The following is a 15702-nucleotide window of genomic DNA, read 5'->3' on the forward strand; positions in this document are numbered from 1 at the left end:
AGGGATGTAATCGCTTTATTATATTCGCGACGTCTTGCGGCCTGCATAATGAAGGCGTACCACAAATTAATGCAGGAAATAGGGGAGGAAATCAGCTGATGTCGAAAAATAAGAAAGCGAAAGTGAAAGGCTCGGCCGTACTTTCATTACTGCTTGTCATGACGGTAGTTACAGCATGTAGCAATAACAACAAAGACAATACCGCTTCCGATGCAGGCAGTTCGCCAAGCGCAAGCGCAAGCGCGAGCTCGAGCTCGAGCGCAAGCCCGGCAGGAACGACTCCGGACGGTCCGACCGGCAAGTTCGATCCGCCGATCGAAGTAACGACGGTGCGCTCGGTCAATACGGCCGCAGAGTTGCCGCCCGGCCAAGATCTCGACAACAACTCTTGGACCAAGGCGTTCCAAGAAGAACTCGGCATCAACCTGAAGAACAACTGGAAAGTCAACGCTACGCAATATCAGAACAAGGTTGCCGTAACGATGGCTTCCGGCGATATGCCGGACTTCATGGAAGTCGACGCGCAGCAGTTCCAGATCCTCGTAGAAGCGGGCACGATCGCCGATCTGACCGAAACCTACGACAAATTCGCTTCCGATCTGACGAAGGCCTCGATGGACGCCAACAACGGCATCCGTCTCCAAGCGGCAACGATGAACGGCAAGCTCATGGGTATTCCGGTAGACGGCGGGGAAGCAGCCGATACCCAGTTCATCTTCATTCGTAAAGACTGGCTGGCCAATGTAGGACTCGAGGCGCCGAAGTCGATGGACGACGTCATCAATATCGCCAAGGCGTTCACGAAGAACGATCCGGACAAGAACGGCAAGAACGATACGTACGGTTTAAGCCTCGACTTGAACCTGTTCAACGGCTGGTCCGGTCTTGACGGCTTCTTCAACGGCTACCACGCGTATCCGTTCAACCCGACTAAGGGCTCTGCCACGGCTCTCAACTTCATCAAGGGCGCGGACGGCAAAGCACAGTGGGCCGACACGCAGCCGGAAGTGAAGACCGCTCTCGGCAAGCTGGCCGAGCTGTTCCAGGAAGGCGCGATCTATCCGGAATTCAGCGTCATCGACGGCATGAAGTCCGCGGAGCTCGTCACCTCCGGTAAAATCGGTCTCGCGTTCGGCGCGTTCTGGGTACCGACTTGGCCGATCAACAATATGTACAACGACGTACCAGGCTCGGATTGGGGCATCTATCCGCTCGTTTCGTCCGACGATAAGCCGGCGCGCTCGCAAAGCACGACCGGATTGCCTTCGCGCTTCTATGTCGTAAACAAGAAGTCCGAGCATCCGGAAGCTCCGATCTTGATGTTGAACACGTATAACGAGAAGCTAGTCGGGAATTTCGACAAGAACTATCACACGGTTACGGCAGACGGCAAGGACTATCCGGTCTTCAGCCTGTCGCCGGTGCGCGGCGGCATTCCGGGCAACAATCCGAAGGCGGCGGCCGCGGTTCAAGCTGCGAAGAAGTCCGGCGACGCGTCCGCGCTGAACGACGAGCAGAAGCAATATTTCGATCAAGTGGCGAAGTTCGAAGCCGGCGACAAGACGATGTGGGCCGCGAACAAGCTGTGGGCGGAAGGCGGCGTATTCAGCATTCAGGGTCAGTACGCGGACAATAACCTCATTTTCCAATCGGCGTACGTAGGCAATCCGACGATGACGATGATCGCCAAAGGTCCTTCGCTTCGCGACGAAGAAGTCAAGATGATGACTTCGATCATCATGGGCTCCAAGCCGATTGAATACTTCGACGAGTGGGCAGCGAACTGGCTGAAATCCGGCGGTCAAGAAATTCTCGACGAAGTCAACGCAAGCGGTCAAGTTCGATAAGACTTATGAGGGGGGTAGGGGCTAGCCGCTAGCCGCTACCCCTTCTTTGTATCATGGCAGGAGGGGAATCGATTGAGATTAGGCCGCAGAAATTGGAGAATGGAATGGCCGCTGCATCTGATGTTGGTTCCGGGTCTGCTCGTTGTGCTGATATTCAGCTATGGCCCGATGGTCGGCATCGTTATCGCGTTCCAGAATTTTATTCCGGCTAAAGGGATTTGGAACTCCGATTGGGTGGGGCTCGAGCATTTCAAGTATATTTACCACTTGTCCGAGACAAGGGACGTGCTTAGAAATACGGTATTCATCGGATTCATGAAAATCGTCGGCGGACTGGTCGCGCCTCTTATCACCGCGCTTCTGTTGAACGAGATCCGGATCAAGTACTTCAAGCGCTCCGTTCAAACGATCATCTATATGCCGCACTTCCTGTCTTGGGTCATTATGGCCGGCATCTTGCTGGACGTGCTCTCCCCGACGTCCGGAATCGTGAATCAATTCCTCGTATGGCTTGGGTTCGATAAAGTGTTCTTCCTCGGCAACGATAAGTGGTTCCCTTACGTGCTGGCGGGAACCGACGTATTGAAGGAGTTCGGATTCGGAACGGTCGTCTACTTGGCCGCCATCACCGCGGTCAATCCGTCGCTGTACGAAGCCGCCGTCCTGGATGGGGCTAACCGTTGGAAACAAACGCTTCACGTAACGATTCCCGCGATTTTCCCGGTTACGATCTTGCTTACTACGCTCGCGCTCGGCAACGTTCTGAACGCCGGCTTCGACCAAGTCTACAACCTGTACAGCCCGGCCGTCTATTCAACAGGCGATATTCTCGACACTTACGTATATCGGATCGGATTGGCCAGTGCCCAATATGGAGTGGCGACCGCCGTCGGACTGTTCAAGTCGGTGATCTCGCTCATCCTCATCTCGTTGTCTTATATCGCGGCTTACCGTTTCGCAAATTATCGCATTTTCTGATAAGCGGCAAGGAGGTTCGTCATGATTCAACCCTACACGTGGAGTCGCAGGTTGTTCGTAGGTTTCAACTATACGGTGCTTGCGGTCTTGTCTCTTATCTGTCTGCTGCCTTTGGTTAACGTGTTGTCCGTCTCCTTCAGCTCGGCGGCCGCGATCGAAGCGGGCGAAGTGACGTTATGGCCGGTCGACTTCACGACGAAGGCGTACGAGTTCGTCGCGAAGAAGCATGAATTCATGGTATCGATGGGCATATCGGTTCAGCGCGTGGCGCTAGGCGTCGCCATCAACATGCTGTTAACGATCCTCACGGCTTACCCGCTGTCCAAGGAAGCGGCGAACTTGAAGTTCCGGACGGGATACGCCTGGATATTCGTCTTCACGATATTGTTCTACGGCGGATTGATTCCGTCCTATATGGTCGTACGGGAATTGCACTTAATAGACAGCATATGGGCGCTCGTACTTCCCGGGGCGCTGCCGGTATTCAACGTCATTCTGATGCTCAACTTCTTCAGAGGCTTGCCGAAGGAACTGTCGGAGTCGGCATTCATCGACGGCGCCGGCCATTGGCAGACGCTCTGGCGCATTATCGTGCCGCTCTCGATGCCTTCGATCGCCACGGTAACGTTGTTCGCGATCGTGACCCACTGGAACGAATGGTTCCATGGGCTCATCTACATGAACGACCCGATCCATTATCCGCTTGCCAGTTACTTACAGACCATTGTCGTCCGGTTGGATATGTCTTCCCTATCCGATCCCGCAATGATTCTCTTGTTATCGCAGTTGAACGATCGCTCGGTACGCGCGGCCCAGATCTTCCTCGGCATGGTGCCGGTGCTGTGCGTCTATCCGTTCCTGCAGCGGTTCTTCATGAGCGGGATGACGCTCGGAAGCGTCAAAGAATAGGCGTTACCGACAAGCCGTCCTGCTCCTCGGAGCAGGGCGGTTTCATCTAGAGAAGGAGGAGAACGAACGATGTTATATGAACGTTACGGCTCGGCGCGCTTGGAGGAGCTTGGTTTCGGAGAAGGCCCTTACGCGCCGTTCCCGAAGGCGGAAGACCGCGAAGCGTGGGGAGCGATCTCGTCCGATCGTAGAGAGAGTTGGCTGCGGCTCGCGGACGGTTATGCGGATTACGGGTGGCCGGCGCTTAAGGTGTCGGACTATCGCGCCTATTGGACGAGCGGCGACTTGTCGCGTCTGAGTCTCGCCTACTTCGAGAGAAGAAGCGTGCTCGGCATTCTCGTCATCGCCGAATGCATGGAAGGCGAAGGTAAGTACCTCGATCAAATCTTGAACGGCATATTCGCCGTGTGCGAGGAGACGACCTGGGTGTTCCCGGGCCATCGCAGCCACTGGAAGGAATTCGATAAGCAAGAGAGCATTCCGAGCAGTTCGGAATACGGAGTCGAGCTGGCCGGCGTAGAGACGGCTCGGCTGTTGCTCTGGACCCGCTATCTGCTCGGGAGCAAATTCGACGCGATCAGTCCGCGAATTAACGAGCGCATCGCTTTGGAGACGAAGACGCGGATCTTGAAGCCTTACCTCGAGCATGACGATTACTGGTGGCAAGGCTTCACCCCGGGCGAGCGGGTCAACAACTGGAACCCATGGTGCAACGGTCCGGTGCTGGCGGGATTGCTGCTGATCGAGGAGGACCCGGACGTCAGAAGAGCGGGAATCGCCAAGGTGATGCGAAGCCTCGACGCGTTCATCGCGACATATCCGGCCGACGGTTGCTGCGACGAAGGGCCGTCGTATTGGATCGCGTCGGCGGGCGGCATGTATGAATGCTTGGAGATGCTGTCGCTGGCGTCGCAAGGACGCTTCGATATATTCGGGGAGCAGATCGTAAAGGATATAGGCGCCTATATGCCCAAAGTTCACATTCATGGCGATTATTACGTCTCGTTCGCCGATTGCGATGCCAAGGCGAGTCCGGCAGGCGGGGGCGCGTATCGCTACGGCGTTAGCGCGGGGGACGAGTCGCTCGTCCGTCTGGGCGCCAGCTTGCCGCCAAGCGGCGATCCGAGCACGCGCATCTGGTTCAACTTGTACGGCTATACGCGGGATTTGTTCGTCGAGCAAGAGCGGCTCGCAAGGAGTGCGAATGCCCCTTATATGCGCGATGCCTGGTTCCACGTTACCGAAGTGATGACCGCAAGGGAACGGGAAGGCACCGAGCAAGGCTTGTACGTAGCGGCCAAAGGCGGCAACAACGGAGAGGCGCACAACCATAACGACGTCGGCGGCTTCCTCGTGTTCGCCGACGGCTATCCGCTGCTCGTCGATCTAGGCACCGAGGAATACAAGGCGCAGACGTTCAGTCCGCGGCGATACGAGCTGTGGTACTTGCAATCGCAGTACCATAACCTGCCGACCGTGCGCGGGGTGCTGCAGCGCGAAGGCGGGCGGTATAAGGCGAGCCGTGCGCAATACTCGCTGCAAGGCGGCCGCTCCGAGCTGCGAATGGACATCGCGGGCGCGTATCCGGAGGAAGCCGGCATCGCGGCTTGGGAGCGCACGGTTCGGCTGGAGCGGGACGGCGTCGCGGCCGTAACGGTCAGAGACGCGTTCGCCATGAAGGACGGCGCTCCGGCGGATATGTTCCATTCGTTGATAACGCCGTGCGAGCCCGCGTTCGAGGGCGAAGGCAGCGGCAACGGCGAGATCAGGCTGACTTACGCGCCCGGCAAGCAGGCCGTCGTCAGCTACGACGCCGAGCATCTTCGCGCGAGAATCGAGAAGATCGACGACATGGACAGCCGATTGAGAAGAAATTGGGGCGACCGGATGTACCGCATCGTGCTGGAGGAACGGCAACCGGTCGCTGCCGGCGAGAGGACGATCGCGGTTACGCTTGATCGGGGCTAATCCGATCCCGCTTACGTGGAGGGAAGCTTGATGTCGAACCTACAACATCTATCGCCGGATGATGGTGCGTCTCGCGCGGCAATAAGCTTGACGCTCGCAGCGGAATACGCTCCGTTCATCCGTTCGATCGAATATGGCGAGCTCGGGGGAGAACGTCCGCTGACGACCGTCGATTATACGGAGCCGGGGCGTGCGAGGATCCGCATGCGATTCCGTCTGGCCGAGGCGATCCGGCAGGACGACTGGCGCGTGACGATCCGTCCGGCGTTCTCGCCGATGTTCCGTTGGTCGCCGCATCTGACGCCGACCGACGAGCATGTCGTCGATCAGCACTCGTTCCGGTCGCCGGCGTTGATCGCGGGCGACCACGAACGACTGCTGACGATCGTCCCCGACCCGGACGCGATGTTGGCGATGCCGGAGACGTCGGCGTCCGGCGCCGCGGAGTCGCCTCGCTGGTACATGGACATGGACGCTCCCCGCAACGAACTGACGCTCGGACTGTCCGCTACTACCGTGCGGGAGCACGTGCTGTACGTTCGGCGGCCGGGCGCGACATTCCCGGCTGGCGAGCTCGAATTCGGCTTCTATGTGAATGTATCGACCGACGCCGACGATCTCGCGAACCCGTGGCGCCGAACGTTGGCGTTCCTGTGGGAAGGCTGGGGCGGCAAGCTGTATCGCGCCGGCGAACCGCTGCGAGGCTCGCTCGAGCCGTACGCCAAGTACGCTTACGAGTGGGCGTTCCGCGGATGGAAAGACGCCGTCTGGCAGCGCATCGACTTGGACGTCCGCGAGGTCGGCGCGCCGGTCTTCATCGTTAACGTCACGCAAAGCCCGAACTATCCGGGGGAGCCGAACGAGCGGGAGCTCCGCTCCGTCTGGAACCAGGCGTGGTTCAGCTCGCTGCGCTCTGCGCAGGGGCTGTTCCGGTTCGGACGCCGCACCGGCAACGTGGATTACGTGGAGCGCGCGCGGCAGACGAAGGAGCTGGCGCTGGCGGCTCCGCAGAACGGCGGCTTCTTCCCCGCGGTACTCGCCGCGGAGATGGAGGTCGCGGAAGAGAACGGCCGGAAGATCAATCGGTCCCAAGGCTGGCATACGCACTATTGGGGCAATTCGAATCGCAATCCGTTCACCGGCGTCGTCAAGGACGCGCCGCTTCACGTGCTCGATATGAGTTGGACCGCGCTGCAGATGCTTCGCTGGCACGACGAGCTCGAGTCCGATGAGCGGCTGCTCGATTACGCCGTCCGATACGGCGACGCGTTGCTGCGGTTGCAGGACGAGAGAGGCTTCTTCCCTGGCTGGATCGACGAGAAGACGCACGAGCCTTGCGGCGTGCTCGACGACAGTCCGGAGACGTCGATGTCCGTTACGTTCCTGTTGAAGCTGTACCGGATGACGGGCAAGGAAGCGTATCGCGCCGCAGCGCTGCGAGCAATGGATGCGGTCGCGGAGCATATCGTGCCCGTCGGGCGCTGGGAGGATTTCGAGACGTACTATTCCTGCTGCCCGTATGGACGCGACGAATTAATCGGCCGCAAGGTAGCGCGCAACGACATGTATAAGCAGTGTAACTTCTCGATGTTCTGGACGGCGGAGGCGCTGCTCGACAGCTACGGAACGAGCGGAGATCAGGCGTATTTACGAGCTGGCCGTCGCTGTCTCGACGAGCTTCTGATGACGCAGGCTTCGTGGCAACCGCCTTATATATTCGTTCCGGCGGTCGGCGGCTTCGGCGTCATGAATGCGGACGGAGAGTGGAACGATGCCCGGCAGAGCCTGTTCGCCGAGACGATCATCCGCTACGGCCTGGAGCTGGGTGTAGAGGAGTACGTCGAGCGGGGCATCGCGGCGCTCCGCGTCTCGTTCGCGCTGATGTACTGTCCGGACAATCCGGCGGCGAAGGCTCGTTGGGAGCACGCATGGCCTTACTTCGGAGAAGAGGACTACGGATTCATGATGGAAAATTACGGCCACGGAGGCCGCACGAGCGCGGAAGACGATTACATGGGCGAATTCACGATCTATGACTGGGGGAACGGAGCCGCTGCGGAGAGCTACATGAGGCTTGTCGCCCATTACGGCGAGGCGTTCTTGGATCGAATCGGCGTCGAGCGCGGCTAACGCCCGGCACCTGGCGGACAGACACGACTACAAGGCATAGGGAGAGCGATATCAGATGAGCCTGCTTAACGATATATACAACATCAAGGACGGCATTCGCACGAGACGGGTATCGAGCTACGACCGCACGGGAGGCAATGCGGATTACGTGACGATTCAGGCCGGGGAGACGGCCGTGCTGGCGGACATTCCCGGAGCGGGCATCATCAAGCATATTTGGTTCACGGTCAACACGCTCGATCAGATGATCCGCCGCAATGCGGTACTGCGCATGTACTGGGACGGAGAGACCGAGCCGAGCGTAGAGGCGCCTCTCGGCGACTTCTTCGGTCAAGGCTGGGGCGAGGAGTACAACTTCATCTCTCTGCCGCTAGCTGCGGCGCCTGCCAAGGGCAAGGCGTTGAACTGCTACTTCCCGATGCCGTTCGGCAGCGGCGCGCGGATTACGCTGCACAACGAGTCCGACGAACCGATCCGATCGTTCTATTATTACATCGACTATGAAGAGCACCGCGAGGTTCCGGCTTCGATGGGCCGCTTCCACGCTTGGTGGAACCGCGAGCTGACCGAGTCGCATCCGGAAGCCGGAGAGAACGAATGGAGCGTCCTCGCGCCGGAAGGTAAGAATCCGAGCGACGCGAATAACTACTTGTTCGCCGATATCGAAGGCAAGGGCCATTTCGTAGGGGTCAACTATTACGTGGATAGTCCGGGCCCGATGTGGTACGGCGAAGGCGACGACATGTGGCTCGTCGACGGAGAAGATTGGCCGGGTTCGCTGCACGGCACGGGGACGGAAGATTTCTTCAACAGCTCCTGGTGTCCGAACGAAGTGTACTTGCATCCGTACTTCGGGTACGCCCGCGTGCCGGACAAGCTGGGATGGATGGGCCGGACGCATTGCTACCGGTTCTTGCTGGAGGAGCCGGTCTACTTCGACAAATCGCTGCGCGCGAGCATCGAGCACGGTCATGACAACAACCTGACGCTTGATCTGAGCACCGTCTCTTATTGGTACCAGGTGGAACCGCATAAGCCTTTCCCGGCAATCCCGGCGAAGGAGAAGCGTCAGAACATGCCGGAAATTTCGGCGAAGGACGTTCACCTCTGGCGCCATGAATGGCGGCAGGCTCGGGGCGGCGGCTCGCGGCTGTGGGGGCATGAACCGAAGGAGCATAAGGCCGATGGAGAATAGAACGGGATCTTCCATCGGAGCGACAGGGGACAACGCGTTGTATGCGATGCCGGACGGCGTCGAGACGCGCTGGGCTTGCCCGGAGAACCGGACGGGAGCCAAAGGAATCGCAGCCCGCGCCGCAAGCGGCCGCAAAGGCGCGCCGTTCCTGCCGATCGCCGCCGGGGAGACGATCGTGCTGGCCAAGGAGCAAGGGGTCGGCGGCATCGTCCGTCGTATCTGGATCACGATCAACGATAGAAGCCCGCGCATGCTGCGTTCGCTTCGCATCGACATGTATTGGGACGGATCGGACAAAGCCGCGGTCAGCGCGCCTCTCGGCGACTTTTTCGGCACGGGTCTTGGACTCGTCGCGCCGTTCCAATCGGCGTTGTTCAGCAGTCCGGAAGGCCGAAGCTTCAACTGCGCCGTACCGATGCCGTTCCGTACCGGGATGAAGATCACGGTGACGAACGAAGGCGCCGAGGCGCTGCGGATGTTCTTCTACGATGTCGATTATACGGTGGGGGACCGCCATGCGGAGGACGTGATGTATTTCCACGCTCACTTCAGGCGGGAGAATCCGACGACGGAGCGGCGAGATTACGAGATTCTGCCGCTGCTGCAGGGCCGCGGTCGCTTCCTGGGCACGAACATCGGCGTTAAGCCCGATACGTCCCGTTACGATCACTCTTGGTGGGGAGAAGGCGAATGCAAAATCTACCTGGACGGGGACGATGAGTACCCGAGCTTATGCAGCACCGGAACGGAAGATTACATCGGCACCGGCTGGGAGCAGGGGACATTCAGCAATCTGTATCAAGGCTGCCATGTTGCCGACAAGTCGAGCATGTCGTTCTGCTTCTACCGCTATCACGTGCCCGACCCGGTCTACTTCCAGCGCGATATCAAGATTACGATGCAGCAGATCGGCTATTGGGATCCGCAGACGCGCGACAAGTTCAAGGAGTTGGGCGTACGGGCGACGTCGGCGCGCGAAGGCGATCGGGTGATCGACTTTGCCTCCGACGCGCCGGAGACCATCCCCGATTACGGCGTTTTCGAGCGAGAAGACGATTGGTCGAGCTGCGCGTATTTCTACCTGGACAGCCCGGTTTCCAATCTGCCGGAGCTCGCGGACGTGAAGTCGAGAATCGCCGGACTAGATGAATAGCGCTCATGGAGACATCAAGCGTAGCCGCTTGATGTCTTTTTTTATCGCCCCATGTTCTGGCAGGAGGTTAGACGGGGTTTGGCGAAGGTTAGTTGATAGAATGGCAATTACAAGGAGATCCCATGAAAAGAACGAATTGGTTCCTTTGCACGGTCATTGTTGCCCTTAGCCTTTGCCTTATTTACTTCATTAGATTGAACTCGGAATATCATAAACAATACATGCAGAGAGGCGTGCTAACGAATTTTGACGACATTGATTACGAACGAATGAACGTATTCTATGAGAGATTTCACGAACGCAAAGGCGACAATGTCATGCTCATCTCGCCAACGATAGATAGCGGGCCTATTATATATGATCTGATTTCTAATGGTTCGCAGGTGTGGTTTTCAATGGATGAAACAAGAGACGGTTATAGCGGGAAGGTTTCGAACTGTGATGGATATGACGATGAAGAGATTAAGGGATATTTGCAATATCAGAAATAGAAATTCAAAGGAGTGATCCTATTGATATTCTCCCAAGCGGACATTTCCGATCTTCCTCGGATTCTCGCGCTTCAATATGAAGCCTATCAGAGCGAGGCAGACATCTATCAATCAAGCATTCCGCCATTAGAGCAAACCTTAAGCCAATTAGAAGAAGAGTATAACGAAGGGACGATAATTAAGGTCATTAATAATGATGAGATTATCGGATCCGTTAGGGCGACCATTCGGGATGGCATATGCCTGATCGGCAAGTTAATCGTAAAGCCCGAGTATCAGAACCAAAGGATCGGGAAGAAATTAATGAAGGAAATCGAAGAGTCTTATCGTCATGCGAAGAGAATGGAATTGTTTACGGGGCATAAAAGCATTAAAAACATAGAACTATATAAAAAGTTAGGCTACCGTATCTTTAAAGAAATACATGTTAACGATAGCCTCACATTGATTTATATGTATAAAGAGACGTAGGAGGAGATAAATCGATGACAAACAACCAATTGCTCAGAATGGACAATGTCGGCATCGTCGTAGAATCCCTTGAAGACGCCATCGCTTTTTTCGAGGAGATCGGCCTGAAGCTCGAAGGGAGAGCCACGATCGAAGGCGAATGGGCGGGTCGCGTAACCGGACTGGGTTCCCAGAGCGTCGAGATTGCTATGATGGTTACTCCGGACGGCCACAGCAGACTCGAACTCTCGAGATTCCTGAACCCGCCGGTGATAGCGGATCACCGGACCGCTCCCGTAAATTCCCTCGGGTATTTGCGCGTCATGTTTGCCGTGCAAGACATCGATGAGTTGGTATCCAGACTCACGAAGAAAGGCGCTCAGCTCGTCGGCGAAGTGGTGCAGTACGGGGACACTTATAAGCTCTGCTATATCCGTGGAGTCGAAGGACTTCTGATCGGTTTGGCGGAACAGCTCGGTAAATAAGAGACAGTGAGGAATAAACAACATGAGACAATGGTTTGAGACGAATGAAATAGATGATGAACGTATTAAGTTTGCCATTCTGATCGCCAAGTTTAAAGACAAATTCATCGTTATCCATAATAAGAAGCGGGGCGGATGGGAGATTCCGGGCGGCAATAGAGAGGCAGGAGAAGAGATCGTATATACGGCAAGCCGAGAGTTATTCGAAGAGACGGGCGCGATCGGATTTGCGTTAACGCCGTTTGGAATATATCAATGGAACGGCAGCTTCGGCATGGTATTCTACGCGGAAGTAGATGAGTTAAGTACATTGCCGGAATCCGAAATCGAAGAAATCAAATTCGAAGACGAATTGCCTAAGGACATGAACTTCGGGGACATGTTCTATTATTGCTTCGATAAGTGGAATCAATGTAAAGAGAACAATCTAGCGAAATATACCATTACGATTAAGCTAATCGATCATAAAGTCGAGATAGACATTCGGTAAGGAGGAAATATGAAAACACGACTATACATGGTCAGGCACGCGGATTCGCCTTTTGTGTTCGGACAAGAACAGGCAAGAGGGCTTTCGGAGGAAGGCAAAGAAGCTGCAATGAAAGTAGCCGATGTATTGGATCCGTTCGAGATTCATTGCGTCTGTTCAAGTAACTATGCAAGAGCCATTCAAACGGTTCAAGAAGTAGCGGACCGAAGGAAGCTTCCCGTAGTGGAGTATGATGAATTAAGAGAACGTCCGATTAAAGGTTTGGATTATCGTGCTCCGTGGGAAGAGTTGCTAGTCGCGATCGAGAAGTCGTTTACCGACCTGGAATATGCGCTGCAAGGCGGGGAATCTACCCGCGAAGCGCAAGACAGGGCGATACCGGTCATCAAGAAGCTGTTGGCCGAGAACAAGGGGAACAACATTGTTCTCGGGACGCATGGCAATATCATGACGATCATCATGAACTATTACGACAAACGTTATGGATACGAGTTTTGGATGAGTACGTCGAAACCGGATATCTATGAATTACGATTTAATGAGAATGGGCTTGAAGAAGTGAACAGGTTATGGAGATATGTGGAATAGAAATGGCAAGGAGGAGCTGGCGAACAATGACGATGACCCTCATTACCGTATTCATCATGACGATGATCATTCATACCGCAGAGACGCTTTCCTACTCCATCAGATTAGCGGGAGTAAGGCTCAATAAAATTGCCGTTGCATTATCGCTCACGGGTATCATTGTCCTTGTCGCAAGAACCGCTAATCTGATTCAAGCGCCGCTAACCGCAAAGTTCGTCGATTATGCCAAGAATCATGACTCGTTCCAACTATTGAATCAACTAAGAATCGTGATTCTTGCATCGTCGGTAGGAACGCTGTTAGCGATCGCGCTGTTCCCTACATTCGTACGATTGTTTGCAAGAGTGATTGCCCATTTCGAAATCGCGGGGTCTATCCCGAAATTAATCTCCAGCGTCTCCATCAGCCAATTGAAAAACTCGAAGCGCTATATGCGGCTTCCTCGATTAAAGCTTAGCCAGTATCGCTATTTAGGCATTTCCAAGAAGTTCATCATTATAAACATCTTAGTTACTGCCTTCTATACCGTTGGTGTTCTGGCCTCGCTCTATGCTGCGCATCTATTGCCCGAATTCAGTATGTCCGCATCGCAAGCTTCGGGAATCATTAACGGCATCGCGACCATCCTATTAACCTTGTTCATTGATCCGCAGTTAGGGTTGATCACGGATAAGGCATTAAATAATGAAGAACATCGGAATCAATTAGGCAAGATCTACGTTTTATTAATGACGACTAGATTCGTGGGTACGATGATCGCTCAATTGCTATTCATTCCTGCAGCCTATTTTATTACATACATCGTGAAAGTGATTTGAGTGTATTCAATTCTAATCATTAAGGAGACAAAGATGAGAAAGATCATATACCAAATGATGGTAACCCTAGACGGATATTATTCAGGTCCGAGAGGCGAAATCGATTGGCATGTTGTAGATGAAGAGTTTCAACGCTACTCGATTGAATTTCTTCAATCCATTGACACCTTAATGTTCGGACGTAAAACCTTCGAAATGATGGAGAGCTTTTGGGCGACAGAAGTAGGTAAAGCTGCCGATCCGATTATTGCCGGCTTTATGAATGAGATTAATAAAATCGTCTTCTCTACGTCCATGAATACTGTGAATTGGAAGAATGCAAGATTGATTACGGAAAATTTAGCAGAAGCGATTGTAGAACTGAAACAAAGTCCTGGGAAGGATATAGCGATATTCGGAAGTTCAATCTTCTCAACGAGTCTAGTGAATCTTAATTTGATTGATGAATACCGGATCATAGTAAATCCTGTTTTTCTAGGAGATGGAAGAAGCGTTCTTCAAGGCATAACGACGAATAAAGTGCTCAAACTCATTGAATCTAAGAGCTTTACATCCGGGAATGTGTTACTTAGATATGAGGCTTGATAACGACAAGAGTGGAGGGACCCGGATGACAGCAACAGTTCATTATAAGATTTTAACCCTATGCATGATTCAGAACGGCGATCAAATTCTACTTATCAATCGACCCGAAAAACTGGGCTTTCCCGGATTCATTGCTCCCGGCGGGAAGGTGGATTTCCCCGAGAGCATCGTGGATGGAGCGATACGTGAAGTAAGAGAAGAAACGGGACTCATCGTGAAGGAAATTACATATAAGGGTTTGAATGAGTTCTGTGAAATCAATACCGGCCTTCGTTACATGGTGTTTAACTATCTGATTACCTCGTACGAAGGAGAATTATTGGAGCATCCCCCCGAAGGCGAATTGTTATGGGTCAATAAGAATCAGACGGATCACCTCCCGATGCAGGATTGGTTCCGCAGGAGAATACCTTTGTTCTTCGCCCCTGGCGTGTTCGAACAGTCTACGATCTGGGATCAAGAGAAGAACCTGGAGTTAAATAAGACGGAAATGTATTACAAGGAGGGGCGGATAGGAGAAGTTAGCTCCTGCAGTTAACATTCCATTGGGGAAAAGGATGAAGCCCATGATATCCATTGCCGAGATTCGAAAATATGCGATGAATCTGCCTGAATCCATGGAAGTTGAACATTGGGGCAAACCTTCATTCCGAATGAAGAATAAAATATTTGCCGTGCTTCAAGAAGACGGGGTTACGTTAACGTTAAAAACATCGGCGGAGGAACGCGAAATCTATACGCAACTAGATCCTCGGATTTTCCGGGTTCCAGAAACATTCTCAAACCTAAACTATATGCATGTAAATACGGAATTAATAAATCCGGAAGAGGCAAGGTTATTACTCTTAAAAGCATGGAAAAGCGTAGCGCCGAAGAAGTTAATAAAGGAATTCGAGGGCAGCGATAATCCAGAACCGAATCGGTGATGAGGTAGCGATATGAAGCGTAAGATAACGGGAATTATTTTCGATATGGATAACACGCTCTTACGATCAAGGATCGACTTCCCAACCATGAAGCAGGAAACGTATCGATTCCTCGTCGTAAACGAGATCCTAAACGATAATTATGAGCTTAGTCGACACACGACTTCTACCCTGATTGAGGAAGCGGTCCGCACGAATAGAATGACGGAAGAGGTACTTAAAGAGATGTGGGAGATTCCGACGAAGCACGAAATCCTTGGGATGCTTGGGGCAGACCTGGAGCCGGGTACGAGGGAGATTCTTACTCAACTTAAGGGTAGGTATCGCATCGCAATCGTAACGAACAATTCAATGGAAGCTGCCAAGGTAGCGTTAAGGGACAACAACATACTGGATTGCTTTGACCTCATTGTAGGCAGGGAACGAATGAACGCCTTGAAGCCTTCGCCGGATGGCTACTTGCGAGTGTTGGACGAGTTCAAGTGTTCGGCCGATGAATGTCTCTCGGTAGGAGATTCTTGGATAGATGGCAAGGCGTCGAACAGCGCGGGCATAAGGTTCATCGCATATCGATCGGACAAAGACAAGCTGACGCAGATGAATGTCACTGCGGATGCAGTAATATCGGATCTTAATGAATTGACAACTATATTGAAGCGTATCGATAAGGAGACATAAGCGGAGGGATA

16 protein-coding genes are annotated in these 15702 nt (G+C 53.9%); all 16 read left to right on the forward strand.

The window, feature by feature from the left end; translation table 11 throughout:
* The first annotated feature begins 98 nt into the window (after positions 1–98).
* The gene (locus tag ACFQZG_RS25585; protein WP_378157586.1) at positions 99–1847 is read left to right on the forward strand and encodes a type 2 periplasmic-binding domain-containing protein; all 1749 of its coding nucleotides are present in this window, start codon (positions 99–101) and stop codon (positions 1845–1847) included.
* 99 nt (positions 1848–1946) lie between these two features.
* Positions 1947–2825, forward strand: a complete 879-nt coding sequence (locus ACFQZG_RS25590) for an ABC transporter permease (protein ID WP_378157652.1) — start codon at positions 1947–1949, stop codon at positions 2823–2825.
* Positions 2826–2846: 21 nt separating this feature from the next.
* Positions 2847–3734, forward strand: coding sequence for a carbohydrate ABC transporter permease (locus ACFQZG_RS25595; protein WP_378157587.1), 888 nt, complete (start codon positions 2847–2849; stop codon positions 3732–3734).
* A gap of 69 nt (positions 3735–3803) precedes the next feature.
* On the forward strand, positions 3804–5702 hold the full coding sequence (locus tag ACFQZG_RS25600) for a heparinase II/III domain-containing protein (RefSeq protein WP_378157588.1): 1899 nt from the start codon (positions 3804–3806) through the stop codon (positions 5700–5702).
* Positions 5703–5732: 30 nt separating this feature from the next.
* A complete protein-coding gene (locus ACFQZG_RS25605; protein ID WP_378157589.1) occupies positions 5733–7832 on the forward strand; it encodes a hypothetical protein in 2100 nt (699 codons plus the stop codon).
* A 55-nt stretch (positions 7833–7887) separates the two neighbouring features.
* The gene (locus tag ACFQZG_RS25610) at positions 7888–9027 is read left to right on the forward strand and encodes a glycoside hydrolase family 172 protein (protein WP_378157590.1); all 1140 of its coding nucleotides are present in this window, start codon (positions 7888–7890) and stop codon (positions 9025–9027) included.
* A complete protein-coding gene (locus tag ACFQZG_RS25615) occupies positions 9017–10180 on the forward strand; it encodes a glycoside hydrolase family 172 protein (RefSeq protein ID WP_378157591.1) in 1164 nt (387 codons plus the stop codon). The genes ACFQZG_RS25610 and ACFQZG_RS25615 overlap by 11 nt, the downstream gene beginning before the upstream one ends.
* 512 nt (positions 10181–10692) lie before the next feature.
* Positions 10693–11142 carry a GNAT family N-acetyltransferase gene (locus ACFQZG_RS25620; protein ID WP_378157592.1) on the forward strand — a complete coding sequence of 150 codons (450 nt, stop codon included), beginning with the start codon at positions 10693–10695 and terminating at the stop codon, positions 11140–11142.
* 14 nt (positions 11143–11156) lie between these two features.
* On the forward strand, positions 11157–11606 hold the full coding sequence (locus ACFQZG_RS25625; RefSeq protein ID WP_378157593.1) for a VOC family protein: 450 nt from the start codon (positions 11157–11159) through the stop codon (positions 11604–11606).
* 22 nt (positions 11607–11628) lie between these two features.
* Positions 11629–12096, forward strand: a complete 468-nt coding sequence (locus ACFQZG_RS25630; RefSeq protein ID WP_378157594.1) for an NUDIX domain-containing protein — start codon at positions 11629–11631, stop codon at positions 12094–12096.
* Between the two features lie 9 nt (positions 12097–12105).
* A complete protein-coding gene (locus ACFQZG_RS25635; protein WP_378157595.1) occupies positions 12106–12684 on the forward strand; it encodes a histidine phosphatase family protein in 579 nt (192 codons plus the stop codon).
* A 26-nt stretch (positions 12685–12710) separates the two neighbouring features.
* Positions 12711–13502, forward strand: a complete 792-nt coding sequence (locus tag ACFQZG_RS25640; RefSeq protein ID WP_378157596.1) for a lipid II flippase Amj family protein — start codon at positions 12711–12713, stop codon at positions 13500–13502.
* Between the two features lie 33 nt (positions 13503–13535).
* Positions 13536–14087: a dihydrofolate reductase family protein gene (locus tag ACFQZG_RS25645; protein ID WP_378157597.1), complete on the forward strand. Its 552-nt coding sequence runs from the start codon at positions 13536–13538 to the stop codon at positions 14085–14087.
* A gap of 25 nt (positions 14088–14112) precedes the next feature.
* Positions 14113–14625: an 8-oxo-dGTP diphosphatase gene (locus ACFQZG_RS25650; RefSeq protein ID WP_378157598.1), complete on the forward strand. Its 513-nt coding sequence runs from the start codon at positions 14113–14115 to the stop codon at positions 14623–14625.
* Positions 14626–14653: 28 nt separating this feature from the next.
* Complete coding sequence (locus tag ACFQZG_RS25655) at positions 14654–15013, forward strand: MmcQ/YjbR family DNA-binding protein (protein WP_378157599.1); 360 nt, start codon at positions 14654–14656, stop codon at positions 15011–15013.
* A 12-nt stretch (positions 15014–15025) separates the two neighbouring features.
* Positions 15026–15691 carry an HAD family hydrolase gene (locus tag ACFQZG_RS25660; RefSeq protein ID WP_378157600.1) on the forward strand — a complete coding sequence of 222 codons (666 nt, stop codon included), beginning with the start codon at positions 15026–15028 and terminating at the stop codon, positions 15689–15691.
* Positions 15692–15702 lie beyond the last annotated feature (11 nt).

This window comes from Cohnella sp. GCM10027633, assembly GCF_042675445.1.
Classification (GTDB): domain Bacteria; phylum Bacillota; class Bacilli; order Paenibacillales; family Paenibacillaceae; genus Cohnella.